Origin of the sequence: Bacillus sp. XF8, assembly GCF_017498755.1 — a bacterium.
In the GTDB taxonomy this organism is placed as follows: Bacteria; Bacillota; Bacilli; order Bacillales; family Bacillaceae_G; genus Bacillus_A; species Bacillus_A bingmayongensis.
Genome location: NZ_JAGDQK010000020.1, coordinates 150,992 through 166,009, shown reverse-complemented (window position 1 = coordinate 166,009; position 15,018 = coordinate 150,992). Strand labels below are relative to the sequence as shown.

The 15,018-nt window shown below is 32.5% G+C and carries 15 protein-coding genes and 3 pseudogenes; 15 read left to right on the top strand and 3 right to left on the bottom strand.

Annotated features, from left to right (window positions below; genetic code table 11):
- Positions 1-86: 86 nt before the first annotated feature.
- From kynU to J4P91_RS14055, 6 genes and pseudogenes are all read left to right on the top strand, one after another.
- A complete protein-coding gene (kynU, locus tag J4P91_RS14080) occupies positions 87-1,373 on the top strand; it encodes a kynureninase (RefSeq protein WP_207994633.1) in 1,287 nt (428 codons plus the stop codon).
- A 3-nt stretch (positions 1,374-1,376) separates the two neighbouring features.
- The gene (kynB, locus tag J4P91_RS14075; RefSeq protein ID WP_207994632.1) at positions 1,377-2,006 is read left to right on the top strand and encodes an arylformamidase; all 630 of its coding nucleotides are present in this window, start codon (positions 1,377-1,379) and stop codon (positions 2,004-2,006) included.
- Positions 2,007-2,044: 38 nt separating this feature from the next.
- Positions 2,045-2,884, top strand: a complete 840-nt coding sequence (gene kynA, locus J4P91_RS14070) for a tryptophan 2,3-dioxygenase (protein WP_207994631.1) — start codon at positions 2,045-2,047, stop codon at positions 2,882-2,884.
- A gap of 505 nt (positions 2,885-3,389) precedes the next feature.
- Complete coding sequence (locus J4P91_RS14065) at positions 3,390-3,632, top strand: hemolysin XhlA family protein (RefSeq protein WP_207994630.1); 243 nt, start codon at positions 3,390-3,392, stop codon at positions 3,630-3,632.
- A gap of 251 nt (positions 3,633-3,883) precedes the next feature.
- Positions 3,884-4,792 carry a serine hydrolase domain-containing protein gene (locus tag J4P91_RS14060; protein ID WP_207994629.1) on the top strand — a complete coding sequence of 303 codons (909 nt, stop codon included), beginning with the start codon at positions 3,884-3,886 and terminating at the stop codon, positions 4,790-4,792.
- A 268-nt stretch (positions 4,793-5,060) separates the two neighbouring features.
- A pseudogene (locus J4P91_RS14055) lies at positions 5,061-5,801 on the top strand (hypothetical protein).
- 139 nt (positions 5,802-5,940) lie between these two features.
- Here the strand turns inward: J4P91_RS14055 and J4P91_RS14050 are convergent.
- On the bottom strand, positions 5,941-6,273 hold the full coding sequence (locus J4P91_RS14050; RefSeq protein WP_017149343.1) for a YqzG/YhdC family protein: 333 nt from the start codon (positions 6,271-6,273) through the stop codon (positions 5,941-5,943).
- A 145-nt stretch (positions 6,274-6,418) separates the two neighbouring features.
- Here J4P91_RS14050 and sleB point away from each other — a divergent pair, with 145 nt between their 5' ends.
- The 4 genes from sleB to J4P91_RS14030 all read left to right on the top strand — a co-directional run bounded on the left by sleB (position 6,419) and on the right by J4P91_RS14030 (position 9,965).
- The gene (gene sleB, locus J4P91_RS14045; RefSeq protein WP_207994628.1) at positions 6,419-7,156 is read left to right on the top strand and encodes a spore cortex-lytic enzyme; all 738 of its coding nucleotides are present in this window, start codon (positions 6,419-6,421) and stop codon (positions 7,154-7,156) included.
- Between the two features lie 15 nt (positions 7,157-7,171).
- Positions 7,172-8,512 (top strand): germination protein YpeB, encoded by a 1,341-nt coding sequence (gene ypeB, locus J4P91_RS14040; RefSeq protein ID WP_207994627.1) that lies wholly within the window; start codon positions 7,172-7,174, stop codon positions 8,510-8,512.
- 26 nt (positions 8,513-8,538) lie between these two features.
- The gene (locus tag J4P91_RS14035) at positions 8,539-9,135 is read left to right on the top strand and encodes a YhcN/YlaJ family sporulation lipoprotein (protein WP_207994626.1); all 597 of its coding nucleotides are present in this window, start codon (positions 8,539-8,541) and stop codon (positions 9,133-9,135) included.
- A gap of 332 nt (positions 9,136-9,467) precedes the next feature.
- Entirely contained in the window at positions 9,468-9,965 is a 498-nt protein-coding gene (locus J4P91_RS14030) for a GNAT family N-acetyltransferase (protein ID WP_207994625.1), read from the top strand.
- 108 nt (positions 9,966-10,073) lie between these two features.
- On the opposite strand, the gene J4P91_RS14025 is transcribed toward J4P91_RS14030, so the two are convergent.
- Positions 10,074-10,478: a hypothetical protein gene (locus J4P91_RS14025; RefSeq protein WP_207994624.1), complete on the bottom strand. Its 405-nt coding sequence runs from the start codon at positions 10,476-10,478 to the stop codon at positions 10,074-10,076.
- A gap of 241 nt (positions 10,479-10,719) precedes the next feature.
- Here J4P91_RS14025 and J4P91_RS14020 point away from each other — a divergent pair, with 241 nt between their 5' ends.
- The 5 genes and pseudogenes from J4P91_RS14020 to J4P91_RS14005 all read left to right on the top strand — a co-directional run bounded on the left by J4P91_RS14020 (position 10,720) and on the right by J4P91_RS14005 (position 13,984).
- Entirely contained in the window at positions 10,720-11,889 is a 1,170-nt protein-coding gene (locus tag J4P91_RS14020; protein WP_207994623.1) for a ParM/StbA family protein, read from the top strand.
- Between the two features lie 11 nt (positions 11,890-11,900).
- The gene (locus J4P91_RS14015) at positions 11,901-12,236 is read left to right on the top strand and encodes a hypothetical protein (protein ID WP_017149350.1); all 336 of its coding nucleotides are present in this window, start codon (positions 11,901-11,903) and stop codon (positions 12,234-12,236) included.
- Between the two features lie 70 nt (positions 12,237-12,306).
- Positions 12,307-12,540, top strand: a pseudogene (locus tag J4P91_RS28905) (zinc-binding dehydrogenase); the annotation flags it as partial.
- Between the two features lie 197 nt (positions 12,541-12,737).
- The gene (locus J4P91_RS14010) at positions 12,738-13,829 is read left to right on the top strand and encodes a response regulator aspartate phosphatase (RefSeq protein WP_207994622.1); all 1,092 of its coding nucleotides are present in this window, start codon (positions 12,738-12,740) and stop codon (positions 13,827-13,829) included.
- A complete protein-coding gene (locus J4P91_RS14005; RefSeq protein ID WP_017149352.1) occupies positions 13,829-13,984 on the top strand; it encodes a Phr family secreted Rap phosphatase inhibitor in 156 nt (51 codons plus the stop codon). Before J4P91_RS14010 ends, J4P91_RS14005 begins: the two co-directional genes overlap by 1 nt.
- 529 nt (positions 13,985-14,513) lie before the next feature.
- Here J4P91_RS14005 and J4P91_RS14000 read toward each other — a convergent pair.
- Positions 14,514-14,897: pseudogene (locus J4P91_RS14000) on the bottom strand (sensor histidine kinase); the annotation flags it as partial.
- Between the last annotated feature and the right edge of the window lie 121 nt (positions 14,898-15,018).

Here is a 15,018-nt window from a genome sequence, read left to right as displayed (position 1 = left end):
TGACATAATATCATTGACGTCATGTCAATGATAATGGTATATTTCAATTAGTTAGAATAAATAGAAAATTAAGAGAAGGTGAAAGAATGTATCAAGAGCCATTTGAACCATCTTATGAGTATGCAACCCAATGTGATAAACACGATGAACTTGCTGAATTTCAAAAAGAATTTTATAAGAAAGCAGATACAATATATTTAGACGGAAATTCATTAGGATTACTTTCTAAAAGAGCAGAAAAATCTTTACTTACCATGTTAAACTCGTGGAAAGAGTATGGAATTGACGGGTGGACAGAAGGGGAACATCCTTGGTTTTTTCTTTCTGAACAATTAGGTGAATTAACTGCTCCTCTTGTTGGTGCTTTACCTGAAGAGGTAATTGTAACCGGTTCTACGACGACAAATATTCATCAAGTTATTGCGACGTTCTATGAACCAAAAGGGGTTCGTACAAAGATTCTTGCAGATGAATTAACGTTTCCATCAGATATTTATGCTTTGCAAAGTCAAATCCGTTTAAAAGGGTTAGATCCAGATGAACATCTTGTACAAGTCAAGAGCCAAGATGGTAGAACATTGCAAGAGAAAGATATTATTGATGCAATGACGGATGATATTGCATTAATTTTATTACCGGCTGTGTTATATCGAAGCGGGCAAATTCTTGATATGAAGCGATTAACTACTGAAGCGCATAAACGCGGTATTCATATTGGCTTTGATTTATGCCATTCAATTGGCTCAATTCCGCATGATTTTAAGGGATGGGATGTTGATTTCGCAGTATGGTGTAATTATAAATATTTAAATGCAGGACCAGGTGGTGTTGCTGGATTATATGTAAACAAAAAACATTTCGATCGCCTTCCAGGGCTTTCTGGTTGGTTTAGTTCTAGAAAAGACAAGCAATTTGATATGGAACATACATTAACAGCAGCTGAACATGCTGGAGCGTATCAAATTGGTACACCACACGTATTAAGTACAGCGCCATTAATCGGTTCTCTTGAGATTTTCAAAGAAGCTGGCATTGAAAGATTGCGAGAAAAATCATTACACATTACCCGCTATATGCTAGATTTAATCAACCATGAATTGAAGGGGATGGGATTTACAATTGGAAATCCATTAGAGGATGAAAAACGTGGGGGACATATATATTTAGAGCACCCAGAAGCTGCACGTATATGTAAAGCTTTAAAAGCAAATGGAGTTATTCCTGATTTTCGTGCTCCGAATGGTGTTCGTCTTGCGCCAGTTGCTTTATATAATACGTACGAAGAGGTGTGGAAGTCTGTGCAAATTTTGAAGAAGATCATGAAAGATGAAGAATATAAAAAGTTTGAAAATAAGCGAGAGGTTGTGGCATAAGCGATGAAAGAATCTGATTGGATTGATATTTCACAACCATTAAATAATGAGATTGCGACATGGCCAGGAGATACACCATTTTCGTATGAAGTATCGTGGTCAAAAGAACAAAGCGGATCTGTCAATGTGGGGAAATTAACGATGAGTATTCATACGGGGACGCATATTGATGCGCCATTTCATTTTGATAATGATGGTAAAAAAGTAATAGATTTAGATATTCATGTATATGTTGGACCAGCACGTATTATTGATGTTTCAGGTATGGATAGTATTGGAATGGTAGAATTAGAAAAAATTGATTTAGAAGGTGTAGAACGATTATTATTACGTACTTCTTCACATGGAAAAGCACAAGATTTTCCAGAAACAATCCCATATTTACGTGCTGATATTGCACCGTTTCTTTCAGAGAAGGGCATCAAGTTAATTGGAGTGGATGTACCTTCTGTAGACCCGTTAGATGATAAAGAATTAGCAGCGCATCATCAATTATTCAAGCACGGTATTCATATTTTAGAAAATGTTGTATTAGATCATGTACAAGATGGAGATTATGAACTGATTGCTTTGCCACTTGCATTGACAGATGCGGATGGTAGTCCAGTTCGTGCTGTAATAAGACCACTATAAGAGTAGACAGATGATGCAGAGAAGGGGTGTTCATTTTTATGAAAGAAAATGAAAAAGTAATCATGGAAAAGGGAATTCATACGGATTTTAAAGAAAATATGACATATGGAGAGTATTTACAATTAGATAGTTTGCTAGGAAGTCAAAAAAGGCTTTCCGATCATCATGATGAAATGTTATTTATTGTCATTCACCAAGCAAGTGAACTTTGGATGAAGTTGATTTTACATGAGCTTAGCGCAGCGATTGAATCTATTCAAAATGAAAGGTTGGCACCAGCTTTTAAAATGCTTGCGCGTGTTTCAAAAATTCAATCACAAATTATTCAATCTTGGGATATTCTTGCAACGCTTACACCGTCTGAATATATCGAGTTTCGTGATTCACTCGGTCAAGCATCGGGATTCCAGTCTTACCAATACCGCATGATTGAATATGCACTTGGCTATAAAACACCACACGCATTAAAAATTTATGAAAAAGATCCAGAGTTGCATGCCCGTTTGCATAAAGCACTTCATTCACCAAGTCTTTACGATGTGGCAATTCAGGCACTTGTAAAAGAAGGATTTCCAATTCACAAAGATGTATTAAATCGTGATATTACACAGCCTTATGAAGAAGATGCGACAGTTGAAGCAGCATGGTTAGAAGTATATGCTGATGTGAAAAAATATTGGGATTTATATCAACTTGCGGAGAAGTTAATCGATATTGAAGATTGGCTCCAGCAATGGCGTTTCCGTCATATGAAAACGGTAGAACGTATCATTGGACATAAAATGGGAACAGGTGGATCATCTGGTGTCTCTTATTTAAAACGTGTTCTTGATCAACGTTTTTTCCCTGAACTTTGGAATGTGCGGACAAAGCTATAAAAAGTCAGTAGCTCTTATTAAGGTGACTAAGAAGTTCTATCTTTAGTATTCTTGTTTAACAGTACCCCAACAGAAGTCCCCTTCTTCAAACGACTCGTAAGGGTGTTAAGGAGAGGCATTCACTAGAGTGTTATCTAATTAAGGTTTTTTAATAATAAATAAAAAAGACCCTTCAAATAAATGAAAGGTCTTTTTTCGTATGGAATTCCATCAATGTAAAGATGTTTAATGAAGCAGATTATTTATTGTTACTAGACAAATGTAAAAACAAATGAAACGGTTTAGCTAGGTGAAGAGAAACATATACTAGTACAAAAAAGTATCACACTTTTAAAACAAGGTTATAAATGAAAAATTGCTAATAGCGTTGGTTTTATTTATAGAAGAACGTTTTTGTTATCTTTAGAATAAGATATATAGATGTTATAAATGTTGGTTAGGAGGAGGGAAGTCAAAATAGGAAAAAATATTGTTTCTTATTTATTTCAAATAAGGAAGTGAAAGAATGGAAGAGTTAAAAGAACTAAAACAACTTAATCAAAAAATAGATAGCTTAAAGTCAGAGCAAAAAGAGATAATGCGTGATATCCGAAATTTAGAAACGCGCACTACTATAAATGAAAAAGATATTGCGACAATTAATAAGCAATTAGAGAAAATTAGTATGAACACAACTTGGATTTTGCGAATTATTATCGGGGCAGTTGTAATGGGGATTTTAGGCTTATTGATGAAAGGTACATTGTAATACAACAACGGATTTAAAGTACAGATATTATTGTGAAAAAAGAGGGACAAGCGTCTCTCTTTTTATTTTATGAATGATCAAGAGATTTTTTTAAAAGACAAAAATAGTAGCTATTGATAATTAGTATTACTTATAATAAAAATTACTAATACATAATTGGAATGAATACCAAATATTCTCGATGTAAAACATATTGTCTAAGAAGATATGTAAAGACTATTAGAAAAAGTAAGTATTTGGAGGAATAAATATTGGATTTTCACACGTTAGAAAATATGTTTAAACTGAAGAAAGTCAATGCATTTCTTGTATTTCAACGAGGTGAGTTGACTACGAGATACTATAAAACAAAAGAATGCGCACAAAATTTATATAAAATTAATTCAATCACTAAAAGTATCATATCTATTCTAATTGGTATTGCGATAGATAAAAGTTATATAAATAACATACATACACCTATTACAAAATGGATTCCAAATGTACCAAAAGAAAAGAAAGAATTAACTATTTATCACTTGTTAACAATGACAACTGGTGAAGAGTGGAAGGAGTTCGGGAATGGAGTCGTATTTCCTAATGATTTTGTGGAATCAGACGATTGGGTAAAATACATTTTACAGAAACCATTAATAGAAGAAATGGGTACGAAAATGAATTATAACTCAGGTTCTTCCCATCTGTTAAGCTATATTTTACAAGCCGCAACAAGAATGTCGACTGAACAATTTGCGAAGAAATATTTATTTGAGCCATTACATATTGCTGAATATGAGTGGCAACAAGATCCCCAAGGAATTCATGTTGGTGGATTTGGTATGAAAATGAAGGTCGATGACTTATTAACATTAGGACTGTTATGTTTGCAAAATGGATTTTGGGATGGAAATAAAATTGTATCAGCAAGATGGATTGAAGAGTCGAGTGTAGCTCGTTTTCAAACATATGAGCATGTCGGAGCATATGGATATCACTGGTGGGTGTTAGATAATGAAAGATTTCACATACCGTATTCTATGTATTTTGCAATGGGGTATGGTGGGCAATATATTATTATTGTGCCACAGTTAGAACTTGTAGCAGTAATAAGCAGTCAAATGCCAAAGCGTGGGTTAGTACCGCTTAAATTATTTATAGAGCATTTACAAGAGTTTTCATAAACTCTTGTTTTTATGTGAATGTAAAGTTAAATGGTAATAAAAAGGGGAATATTAGCGCTAAATGAACACACTCTAAGTTTTGAGTGAAAGAATAAATAAAAATATGAAAGTTGTAATGGTGTAACTAATAAGTAATAGTTCATTTGCTGGTTGAGGTTTACATTGTTAGAAAAATAAAATTCTACTAATTATGAGTAGAATTTTATTTTTCTTTATTAATTTTTAATATCTTTGTATTATAAAATTACGATAAAAAAGGAGATGAAATATGACAAAAATAAAAATTATGTGGAGTCTACTCGTTCTGTTGCTACCATTAACATCTTGTGACATATCAGATAAAGAAATTGAGAAAAAAGCACAGGCTTATGCAAAGTCTTATTATGGTATTTCTGTTAAGCTAAATCAAGTTGAAACACATGGGGACGGAAAGAATTTATTTGGCCCAGAAACGAGAACTGCTTATGTAAAACAATTAGAAAACCCAAATCTGGAATTCCAACTTAAGGTTGATGGCCAAATTTCTCCTAAAGTAACTAATGATAACTATAAACTAAAAAAAGAAGCAAATGACTTACTAGAGAAATATAAAAAATATAATGCCAAATTGTTAAATAACAATATATTTTTATTTGATCAAATGGAAACGGGAAATGTCGTTTTTGATAAAAAAATTGTTGAGGAAGCAACTAAGAAAAATTCGAATCATTATTTTACAGCGGTTTTTAAAAGTAACGTTTTTTTAGATTTAAACAACTCTTCACATATGGAAGAATTAGCTCAAATTGCAAGGGATATACAAAGTTTTAATAAAACAATTGAACAGAGTAAGTGTAGAATTGAAGATATGAAAATTATTTGACCAGATGCTGATGAGAACTTAATACATAATCTTGTAGTAGATTATGTATTAACAGCTGAAGAAGCAAAAAAAGCTCTTGAGAAGAGAGAAACGTATGTAAAAGCTTTGCAGTATACAAATGATAAACAAAAAGAGGGAATCGAATGATTCCCTCTTTTTGTTTATTGCATGAATGAACGTCAAGAATTGAAGAAACAAAAGAAAATAGGTGGGAAAACTGTCCGTGAAATCTGGATTGGTTTACTAACCATCAGTGTAGAAGAATGCATGCTGATGGAACCTCATTTTAACTACTACTTTTCTGAAATGTAATCTTCAAAAACTTCTCCGTTCTTGTATCAAACTCTACATCAACAAAAACCCCATACTCTTTTCCATCTTCACGCAGCCATAATTTAAATTTTTCAGTTGTTATATTCACCGTCTTCGGCTTTCTCCCAATATGAAGGTAATCAATAATTTGTGCTGTTGGATATTTTTCTTTCGTTTTTTCTACCGCAAGTTTACCCCATTTTGCATAGGGTGGTTGTGCGTGAACAACAGATGAATGGGTATATGTATTGCAATATGCTGTAGCAAATACAATTCCTAATACGAAACATGCAAAAATACGCTTCATAATAAACTCCTTTTATTCGTTTTCCTTATTGTATACATGCAGTCTAAATCATATAAGTTTGGATTTTTTTGTCTTTTTTACATAAAAGCGTTTTATTTACAAAACATAACCATGAAATCATTACTACAAATAAGGAGGGAACTATATGCGTCATACAGTTATTTTTAAAATACTGATTTTATTTGTATTAATCGGTATATCTATAATTGTAAGTAGCGGGCAAACGAGAAATGTCCAAGCCTTTTCTAATCAAGTAATTCAAAGGGGTGCCTCTGGAGAAGATGTCATTGAATTACAGTCTCGATTGAAATATAACGGATTTTATAAAGGAAAAGTTGATGGTGTATTTGGTTGGGGTACATATTGGGCACTGCGAAACTTCCAACAAAAGTTTGGTTTACCTGTTGATGGCTTAGCGGGCGCTAAGACGAAGCAGATGCTCGTGAAAGCAACAAAATATAAGAAACCGACTGGTGGACAAAGTAATAAGCCACCCCAAAATATAGGTTCAAATGTACCAAACGGTTATTCAAAAAATGACATCCAATTAATGGCGAATGCTGTATATGGTGAATCTCGTGGTGAACCGTATTTAGGACAAGTTGCAGTTGCTGCAGTTATTTTAAACCGTGTAACGAGTCCATCTTTTCCTAATACAGTATCTGGCGTTATCTTTGAGCCTCGAGCTTTTACTGCGGTTGCGGATGGACAAATTTATTTAACACCAAATGAAACAGCTAAAAAAGCAGTATTAGATGCTATCAATGGTTGGGATCCTACTGGAAATGCACTGTATTATTTTAACCCTGATACCGCAACGAGTAAATGGATTTGGAGTCGACCGCAAATTAAAAAAATTGGCAAACACATTTTCTGTAAATAGAGTGGAGGTGAAAAAATGTTACGAGGTATCATAATTGTATTGTTAACAATTGGTGTAGTAGGAACAGGATATTGGGGTTATAAAGAACATCAAGAAAAAAATGCAGTACTGATTCGAGCTGAAAACAGCTACCAGCGAGCTTTTCATGATTTAACATATGAAGTTGATTTATTACACGATAAAATTGGAACAACACTCGCAATGAATTCACGTACATCATTATCACCGGCATTAGCAGATGTATGGCGTCTAACATCGGAAGCTCGTTCTGATGTAGGACAATTACCTTTAACATTAATGCCGTTTAATAAAACAGAGGAATTCCTAGCGAATATTGGTGATTTTAGTTATCGTACTGCAATTCGCGATTTAGAGAAAGAGCCTTTAAACGATCAAGAGTATAAAGCATTGCAAAATTTATATTCAAATGCAGGGGATATTCAAGACGAGCTTCGAAAAGTACAACATCTTGTTTTAAAAAATAATTTACGTTGGATGGATGTAGAACTTGCGCTTGCATCAAATAAAGATCCAGCAGATAACACGATAATAGATGGATTTAAAACGGTTGAGAAAAATGTAACATCCTATTCTTCAACTAACTTTGGTCCGACCTTTACAAGCTTACAAAAGGAGAAAAAGGGCGGATTTCAAGCAGAAGGCAAAGCAATTTCAAAAGATGAAGCAGCAAAAATTGCAAAATCGTTTTTAAATTTAAAAGGCAATGAAAAAGTAGAAGTTGAGAAAAGTGGAAAAGGTGCGAAAGAATCCTTTTATAGTGTAAAGATTCTAGATCCTAAAACAAAGAATGAAGTTTATATGGATATTACCGAAAAAGGTGGATATCCAATTTGGGTGATGAATAACCGTGAAATTAAGGAACCAAAAATTAGTTTGAATGACGCAGGAAGTAAAGGATTAACATTCTTAAAGGACCATAAGTTTACCAATATGGAGCTATATGATAGTTCACAATACGATAATATCGGTGTGTTTACCTACGTTGTTAATGAAAATAATGTGCGTATTTATCCAGAAGCAATTCAAATGAAAATTGCTTTAGATGATGGATCAATTGTTGGTTTTTCAGCAAAAGATTATTTAGCATCACATCAAAAGCGGACCATTCCAACTGCAACATTAACGGCCGCGGATGCAAGAAAGAAAATTAATCCAGATGTAAAAGTGATGGAAGAGCGTCAAGCGGTTATTGTAAATGACGTGCATAAGGAAGTATTGTGCTATGAATTTATTGGTACACTAGGAAAAGATACGTACCAAATTTTTATTAATGCGAATGACGGAAGAGAAGAAAAAGTGAAAAAGATGCAGGCTGTCGAAAAAATTTATGATTAAACATCAATGATAAAGTGGTGAGAATAATGAAAATTCTTATATACATGCTTATGATTTGTTTTGCTGTTACAGGATGTAGTGTTGGGAAGCAAAATAATGCTCAAGAAAAACCAGAGCAACAAAATATTTCCATGAGAAACGTTAACTATAAGGCAGACCAAAACAGGCCCAATGAAAAGGTAGCAGACCATTTAGCATCTTTAGCTTCTAGTATACCAGGGGTGAAAGATGCAACAGCAGTAGTTGTAGGAAAATATGCAGTTGTCGGTATAGATGTAAAAGCGAAATTGGATCGTTCTCGAGTGGAATCAATCAAGTATTCTGTTGCTGAAAGCATAAAACATGATCCAAATGGTGCAAATGCAGTTGTTGTAGCAGATGTTGATACGTATGAACGATTAAAGCAAATGGGGAATCAAATTAGACATGGAAAAGCTGGCGAAGGAATTCTTGATGAACTTGCTGCAATTGTTGGACGTGTTATGCCACAAGTACCAAATGATATGATAGAAAATAAAGAAACGAATCCAATTAAAGAAAATGACAAACAATTACCGAAAAATGAGGAAAACCAATTAAGAAAAGAACAAGAAGATCAATCGAATAATCATCTTAAAAGATAACAAAAACATCTCGTGCTATATGGCGCGAGGTGTTTTTGTTAATTATCAATATTCAGTTTATTGGAAGAGGAATATATGGTTAAATAATAATGAGGAAGTTACAATAGTTCAACAATATATAAAACCATCTGAAAATGATGAAAAATAACTAACAAAGAAGGAGGTTTACATATAAAACAAGGAAATGAAAATTCAGCTAACTATAAACAAACTTTTGCATGGAAAGGAAATACACCGTAATCATTTGCTGAGATTATCTTTTTAGATGGAAGAGTATGTTCCAAGTCACAGCAAGGATTAAGTGAGTAATGAGAAGAAATGGGGAAATGAAAATGAATTTGCAAGCAGAAGATATTCAACTTATTCCATATGATGAAAAATATAAAGAAATCATAGAAGCATTTATTTTACCTAGTGAACAAATTCAGTTTACAGCAAAACCGAGTGACTTGCTTGAAAAAGCTAAAAAAGATGTAACTCGAAATGTTGTTGTAATTATGGCAAATCATCATACACCAGTAGGAATTTTTGCATTGCAATCAGGAGCAAGGGTAGCTGAATATACAGATAATCCTAATGCTTTACTTTTAGTTGCTTTTTCTATCAATTACGAGAAACAAGGAAAAGGGTATGCGAAAAAGGGATTAACATTATTACATGACTTTGTAGCATCCCATTTTCCGAATAAAAATGAAATTGTACTAGCTGTAAACGAACGGAATATTCCTGCTCAAAAGTTGTATTTACAAGTAGGTTTTGAAGATAGAGGTCAAAGAAGAATGGGCCCGATCGGAAGACAACTTGTTTTATATTTACCATTAGAAAAGTAAATAATTATAGTAAAAAAGCTTACTGCAAAAATATTTTATGCAGTAGGCTTTTTTATTATTTTAACCGAGAAGCCCCCCTCCTCTAAACGAAGTGAAGGTGGGGGTAGTTCAATGATATCGTTTCGAAACAATAAATTCTACAAATGGAATAATAATGAATGAAGAACAAAGTGCAATAAATAAAGGGAGATTACGAATATCATCAAGTGAGTATAAGGTAGAAAATCCTTCTGACCAAATCAATAAAATAAACATAATAACGACTAATACAAAATATCCAATTTTGAAACTTTTATATGTAATTTGTTGTCCCATTTCATCTTGACTTTCTTTCGAAACACCATTTGGATCTCCCCATGTAATATGATTCATTAAATAACTAATTATTAAAGAACCAGCAAAAATGGTCCCTCCGAGAATAGTTCCTTCAGTCATATATTTATATGTGCTATATATGAGTATTCCAAATAATGATAGTACAATAACAATAAAAATAAACTTATTCTGATTCATCTGATTCACCCCTTTATACGTGTAAAAAACTCTTTACACGTAATAGTATAAAAATGGTAGAGAATAATGTCAAATATATTTTACACAAATGAGGGGATTTATAAAAATTCACTATTGATTTCTCATTGTAGAAACAAATATCAAAAAATAAAAATGAAAAAGATTTTTATTTGACTTGAATGTCAAAGTTGTGAGCCGCATATATTGGGAAGGGATGTCAGATTAAATTAGGGGGGTATATATGTCCGTACATTTAAAAGCTGGTGCAGATGCTGGGAATAACGGTTTGAAGTTAATGGTGAAAGGTCAAAAGCCGATTTATATTCCGAGTATTTATTCACTATATATTGGAGAGTCGACAGGTTTATTAGATGAAGAGGAGGTGCAGATGTCAGAATTAGAAAATCATATTGATGTAACAATTAGTTCTCCATCTCTCATGTTAAATAATGTCCGTTACATTGTTGGTCAAAAAGTTATCAATGATCAGCTGAAAGGGACAGAAGTGGAGAAGAAGTCTGATAAATCTACAGATGAATTGATGCTTCTTACGATTTTATCTGGTTTGGCAATTAGTGCTATGCGCCATAACCCAAATTCCAATCATATCAATATTCGATATGATTTATCAGTTGCGCTACCGATGCAAATTATTACGCAAGAAATAGCAGCAGAAAATTCCAAACGTTATATGGGAAATCATAAAGTTATATTTCATTATCCAAATGGAAGAAATGTTATGATAAATGTTTCTGTTGAGTTTTGCAAATGTTTACCTGAAGGAGCATCCGGTACTTGGGGGATTGTGTACGATGAAGACGGAAATGTTTTAAAACATAAAGTTGAAAGTGAACAAAATGCAATTACTGAGGTTGATTTCGTTGACAAGACATTATTGTCTTTCGATATTGGTGCTGGTACAACTGAAGAAGTTGTTTCATTTGGAGTGAATTTTAGACCGCAATTAAGTAAAGGATTGTCCTATGGAGTTAAAGAAACTTTATTGCAGATTATTACAAGATGGAATAGGAAGCATCCGAAAAAAACAATAGATAGTATTACAGAGTTTAATCAAATTTATTTAAATGAGAAACACCCAAGGCATGCTCTACTAGTAGAAGAGTCCCAACAAGCACTTTTAGGATTAGCCGCACGAGTTGCAACGGATATCATTAATAAAATTGATGATATGAAAGATGATCCATATGTATTTATCTATGGTGGTGGAGCGGTTATCATTAAAAATAGTTTGCAACTTATTTTAAAACAAAAAGGCCGTTTAAAAAATGTAATATTTGTAGATAATCCTCTATTTACAAATGCACGTGGATTATTAGTTTATACGTGTTCACCACGATATAGAGAACATAAACAAAAAGAATTAGGATTTACGAATTTAACAATTAGTTAGTTGGTGTGACTATGGGGCGCAAGCGTTATAAACGTGGCGATCGGATAAAAATACATTTAAATAAGTCTGTATCTCCTGAAATGATTGATTGGATTAATAAGCAATCTGATGTAACAAGCTTTTTCTTATACGGTGTCCAGCAATTGTTTAAACAAGTGGGACATATTGATGTATCTAAAACATTACCAACCAGTCATGCTTTTTCCATGTATATGGAACCTACGTCTATGTTTAAAATTGAAGTGAATCCTTTTCAAAAAGTAACCATGAGAAAGAAAGAATTTGTTGAACGTGTAGAAAATAAGCCTTGGGAATGTATTGATCAAATAGATTGCCCCTTCTTTTAAAACATATAAAAGAATATTTAAGACCCTCCACTGTACATATGGATTAAGTGGAGGGTCTTTTTTTCTCGTATTTAAAAAGTTAATATTAGAATACGATATCGTATTAGATACGATTAGTGAAGAAGTTCAAGAGAAAAGCTTTCAAATTTTAAAGAAAAAATGGTGTTCTTATTTCTATTGTGCATCCACCTATTGAAGAAGAAAGGGATTAAAGGATATAAAAAGACTTTTATGGTTACAGCCTAATAGAAAGCAATTACAAGAATTAAGCCGGCTCATTCAAATTGGTAAAATAAAATCAATTAGTCAGGGTTTTTTGTAAAAATTTTTTTGAAGTATATCAGGGAGTTCCAGAAAAGAGAGACCAGATAATAGAAGGAACTGAAATTATCAGAGTATTCAGATTTTTATTGAGAAATAGCGGAATCTCCCTATCTAAATTTAATATCTGTTATTGTTTAAATTAAGCATAGTAAAATATAAATAGAAGAGGGGGATATTATGTTTGTCCAAATAAAGGGAAATGAACAAGTTACAAATCTTTTAAATCAATGGTATCACTTAATGATCCAGCAGCAAGTTGTTTCGGCAAGCCAAATAAAAAAAGAAATCGATAAAAAAATTAATGATATAGAAGAGTCAAATTTATTGCTGTATTATGCTCTTTTAGATTTCCGATATAAAGTTTTAACAGATATTTTAAATATAACTCCGACAAGTTTTGAAAAAATCGATTCATTAGAAATTCCAAAAGGTAATTCCTTATCTTATTATTATCATTTTTTCAAAGCAATTCATGCCACACTTCTTACAAATAACAATGAGGCTATGGAACACTATGAAAAAGCTGAAGGATTATTAAAACTTATACCAGATGATTGTGAAAAAGCCGAATTTAACTATCGAATTTCTTCTTTTTATCTCCATACTTATCAGCCATTAGAAGCAATTAAACATGTAATGAAAGCAAAAGAATTTTTCACTAAAAAATCAGGATACGAGAATAATACAGCAGCTTGTGATAACATTCTAGGTGCAGCCTGTATCGATATTAAGCAATTTCCACAGGCGGAAGAAAGTTTTAATTCGGCTATAAACATTCTAAGTAAACAAAATGAAGAAACATTAATTTTAAAAGTACGAAGTAATTTAGGGTTATTATATGCGAGCCAAAATTTATCTACTTTAGCAATAAGACATTTATCCGAGGTTAATCATAAAATCCCTAATCAATTCAGAACTTTGTATCTAGAAGCTAAAGAGCACTTTAAATTAGGTGAAACAAATATTGCTGAAGAAATTATTAAAAAAGGATTGGATATTTGTAATACAATAGACAATGAGGAATATAAACATCATTTTGTGATTTTAGATGAGCTTAATAAAAATGTATCAGCCGAAAAACTTGAAGAAACAATTATTAAGGGAATTAATTACTTTAATAAAGAACAACTTTTTAATTACACACAAGAATATGCAAGTATATTAGCAGTTAAGTTTTATGAAGAAGATAACCATTTAAAAGCAAGTAAATATTTCTACCTTAGCCATGAAGCTAAAGGTAAAAAATTCGAAAAAGGAGCGTTAAAATAATGAAAAAAATCACATCGATTATCACAGGTCTTGTGTTTACCTTCATTGTAACATGTGGATTGAATATTTCTTCAGAAACACATCAAGCAACTAAAGATATCTCATCTAAATCAAATACTCCTATTGTCCAGTACAGCCATGCAGAAACATGGTAATAAAAAAGAGTGAAATAATTAAATAAACTTTTTAATAACATAATTAGAGCGCAAGGACTTGTATGTATGAATCCTTGCGTTTCTTATCTCTATGATCTTTATTTTATTAACCTGTCTATACAAACTATCCCATTGGAAAGATTCCCATTCATTGTTGTATAGTCCACTTTCTCATATGCTAGCTGTTTAAAATCCTTCATTCATTCCTTTACTCGTTCTTCATGATGTTGACGCAAAATATCTCCATCTGGTAATTCAAATACACCGTATGTGTGTCAAGTTGTTGCTTCACTCAAAACAGCTCAAATGGAGCTACCGATTGAATACATAGAAATGCTAGGTTTTTCATTGTATATATATAGGAAAATAGTTTTTATATTAATAAGGGGAGAAGCATCCCTTTTCTACACCGTATCTTTCATCATAACCAACCTTTTTCATCGGCAATACGAATAGCATGAAATCTTGATTCAGCTTCAAATTTTGAATGGCAGATGATAAATAATTTCTAACAGTTCCGTTTGTTACATTGAATACTGGCTGTATGTAATAGCTCACGAACGTGAGTAAATTCATTTTCGATTGATATATATTTCATATCAGTAACAAGTTTACGCACTTGTTTTGATGCAAAGCGTGATGTATCTAGAATATCGTTTAATTCTCGTTTTGCTTGTGGTGGCTTCTTTTCTATTAATCTTATTGTCAGTTCACTTTTCACTTTAATCATTGTTAATGTTTGTCCGAGTGTATCGTGAAGGTCTCTCGCGATTCAGTGTCTTTCTTCTTCTTGAATATATCTTTCAATTTGAGAGTTTGCGGCGTTTAGCTCTTTCTGTAAAGACTTTGCTTTTTCATGAATTTGGATGACAAATGGCTGTACAAGTTAAAGAATAAAGGTAAGAAGAAAAGAGAATTGTCAACAAAACTTTATCAACTATGTAATATTTCATAATTGATAGACAATTCAAATGATGTAGTTTACAGTATCTTTAAGTTAATAAATGTGATAGAGAATTGGAGATCCACACTAT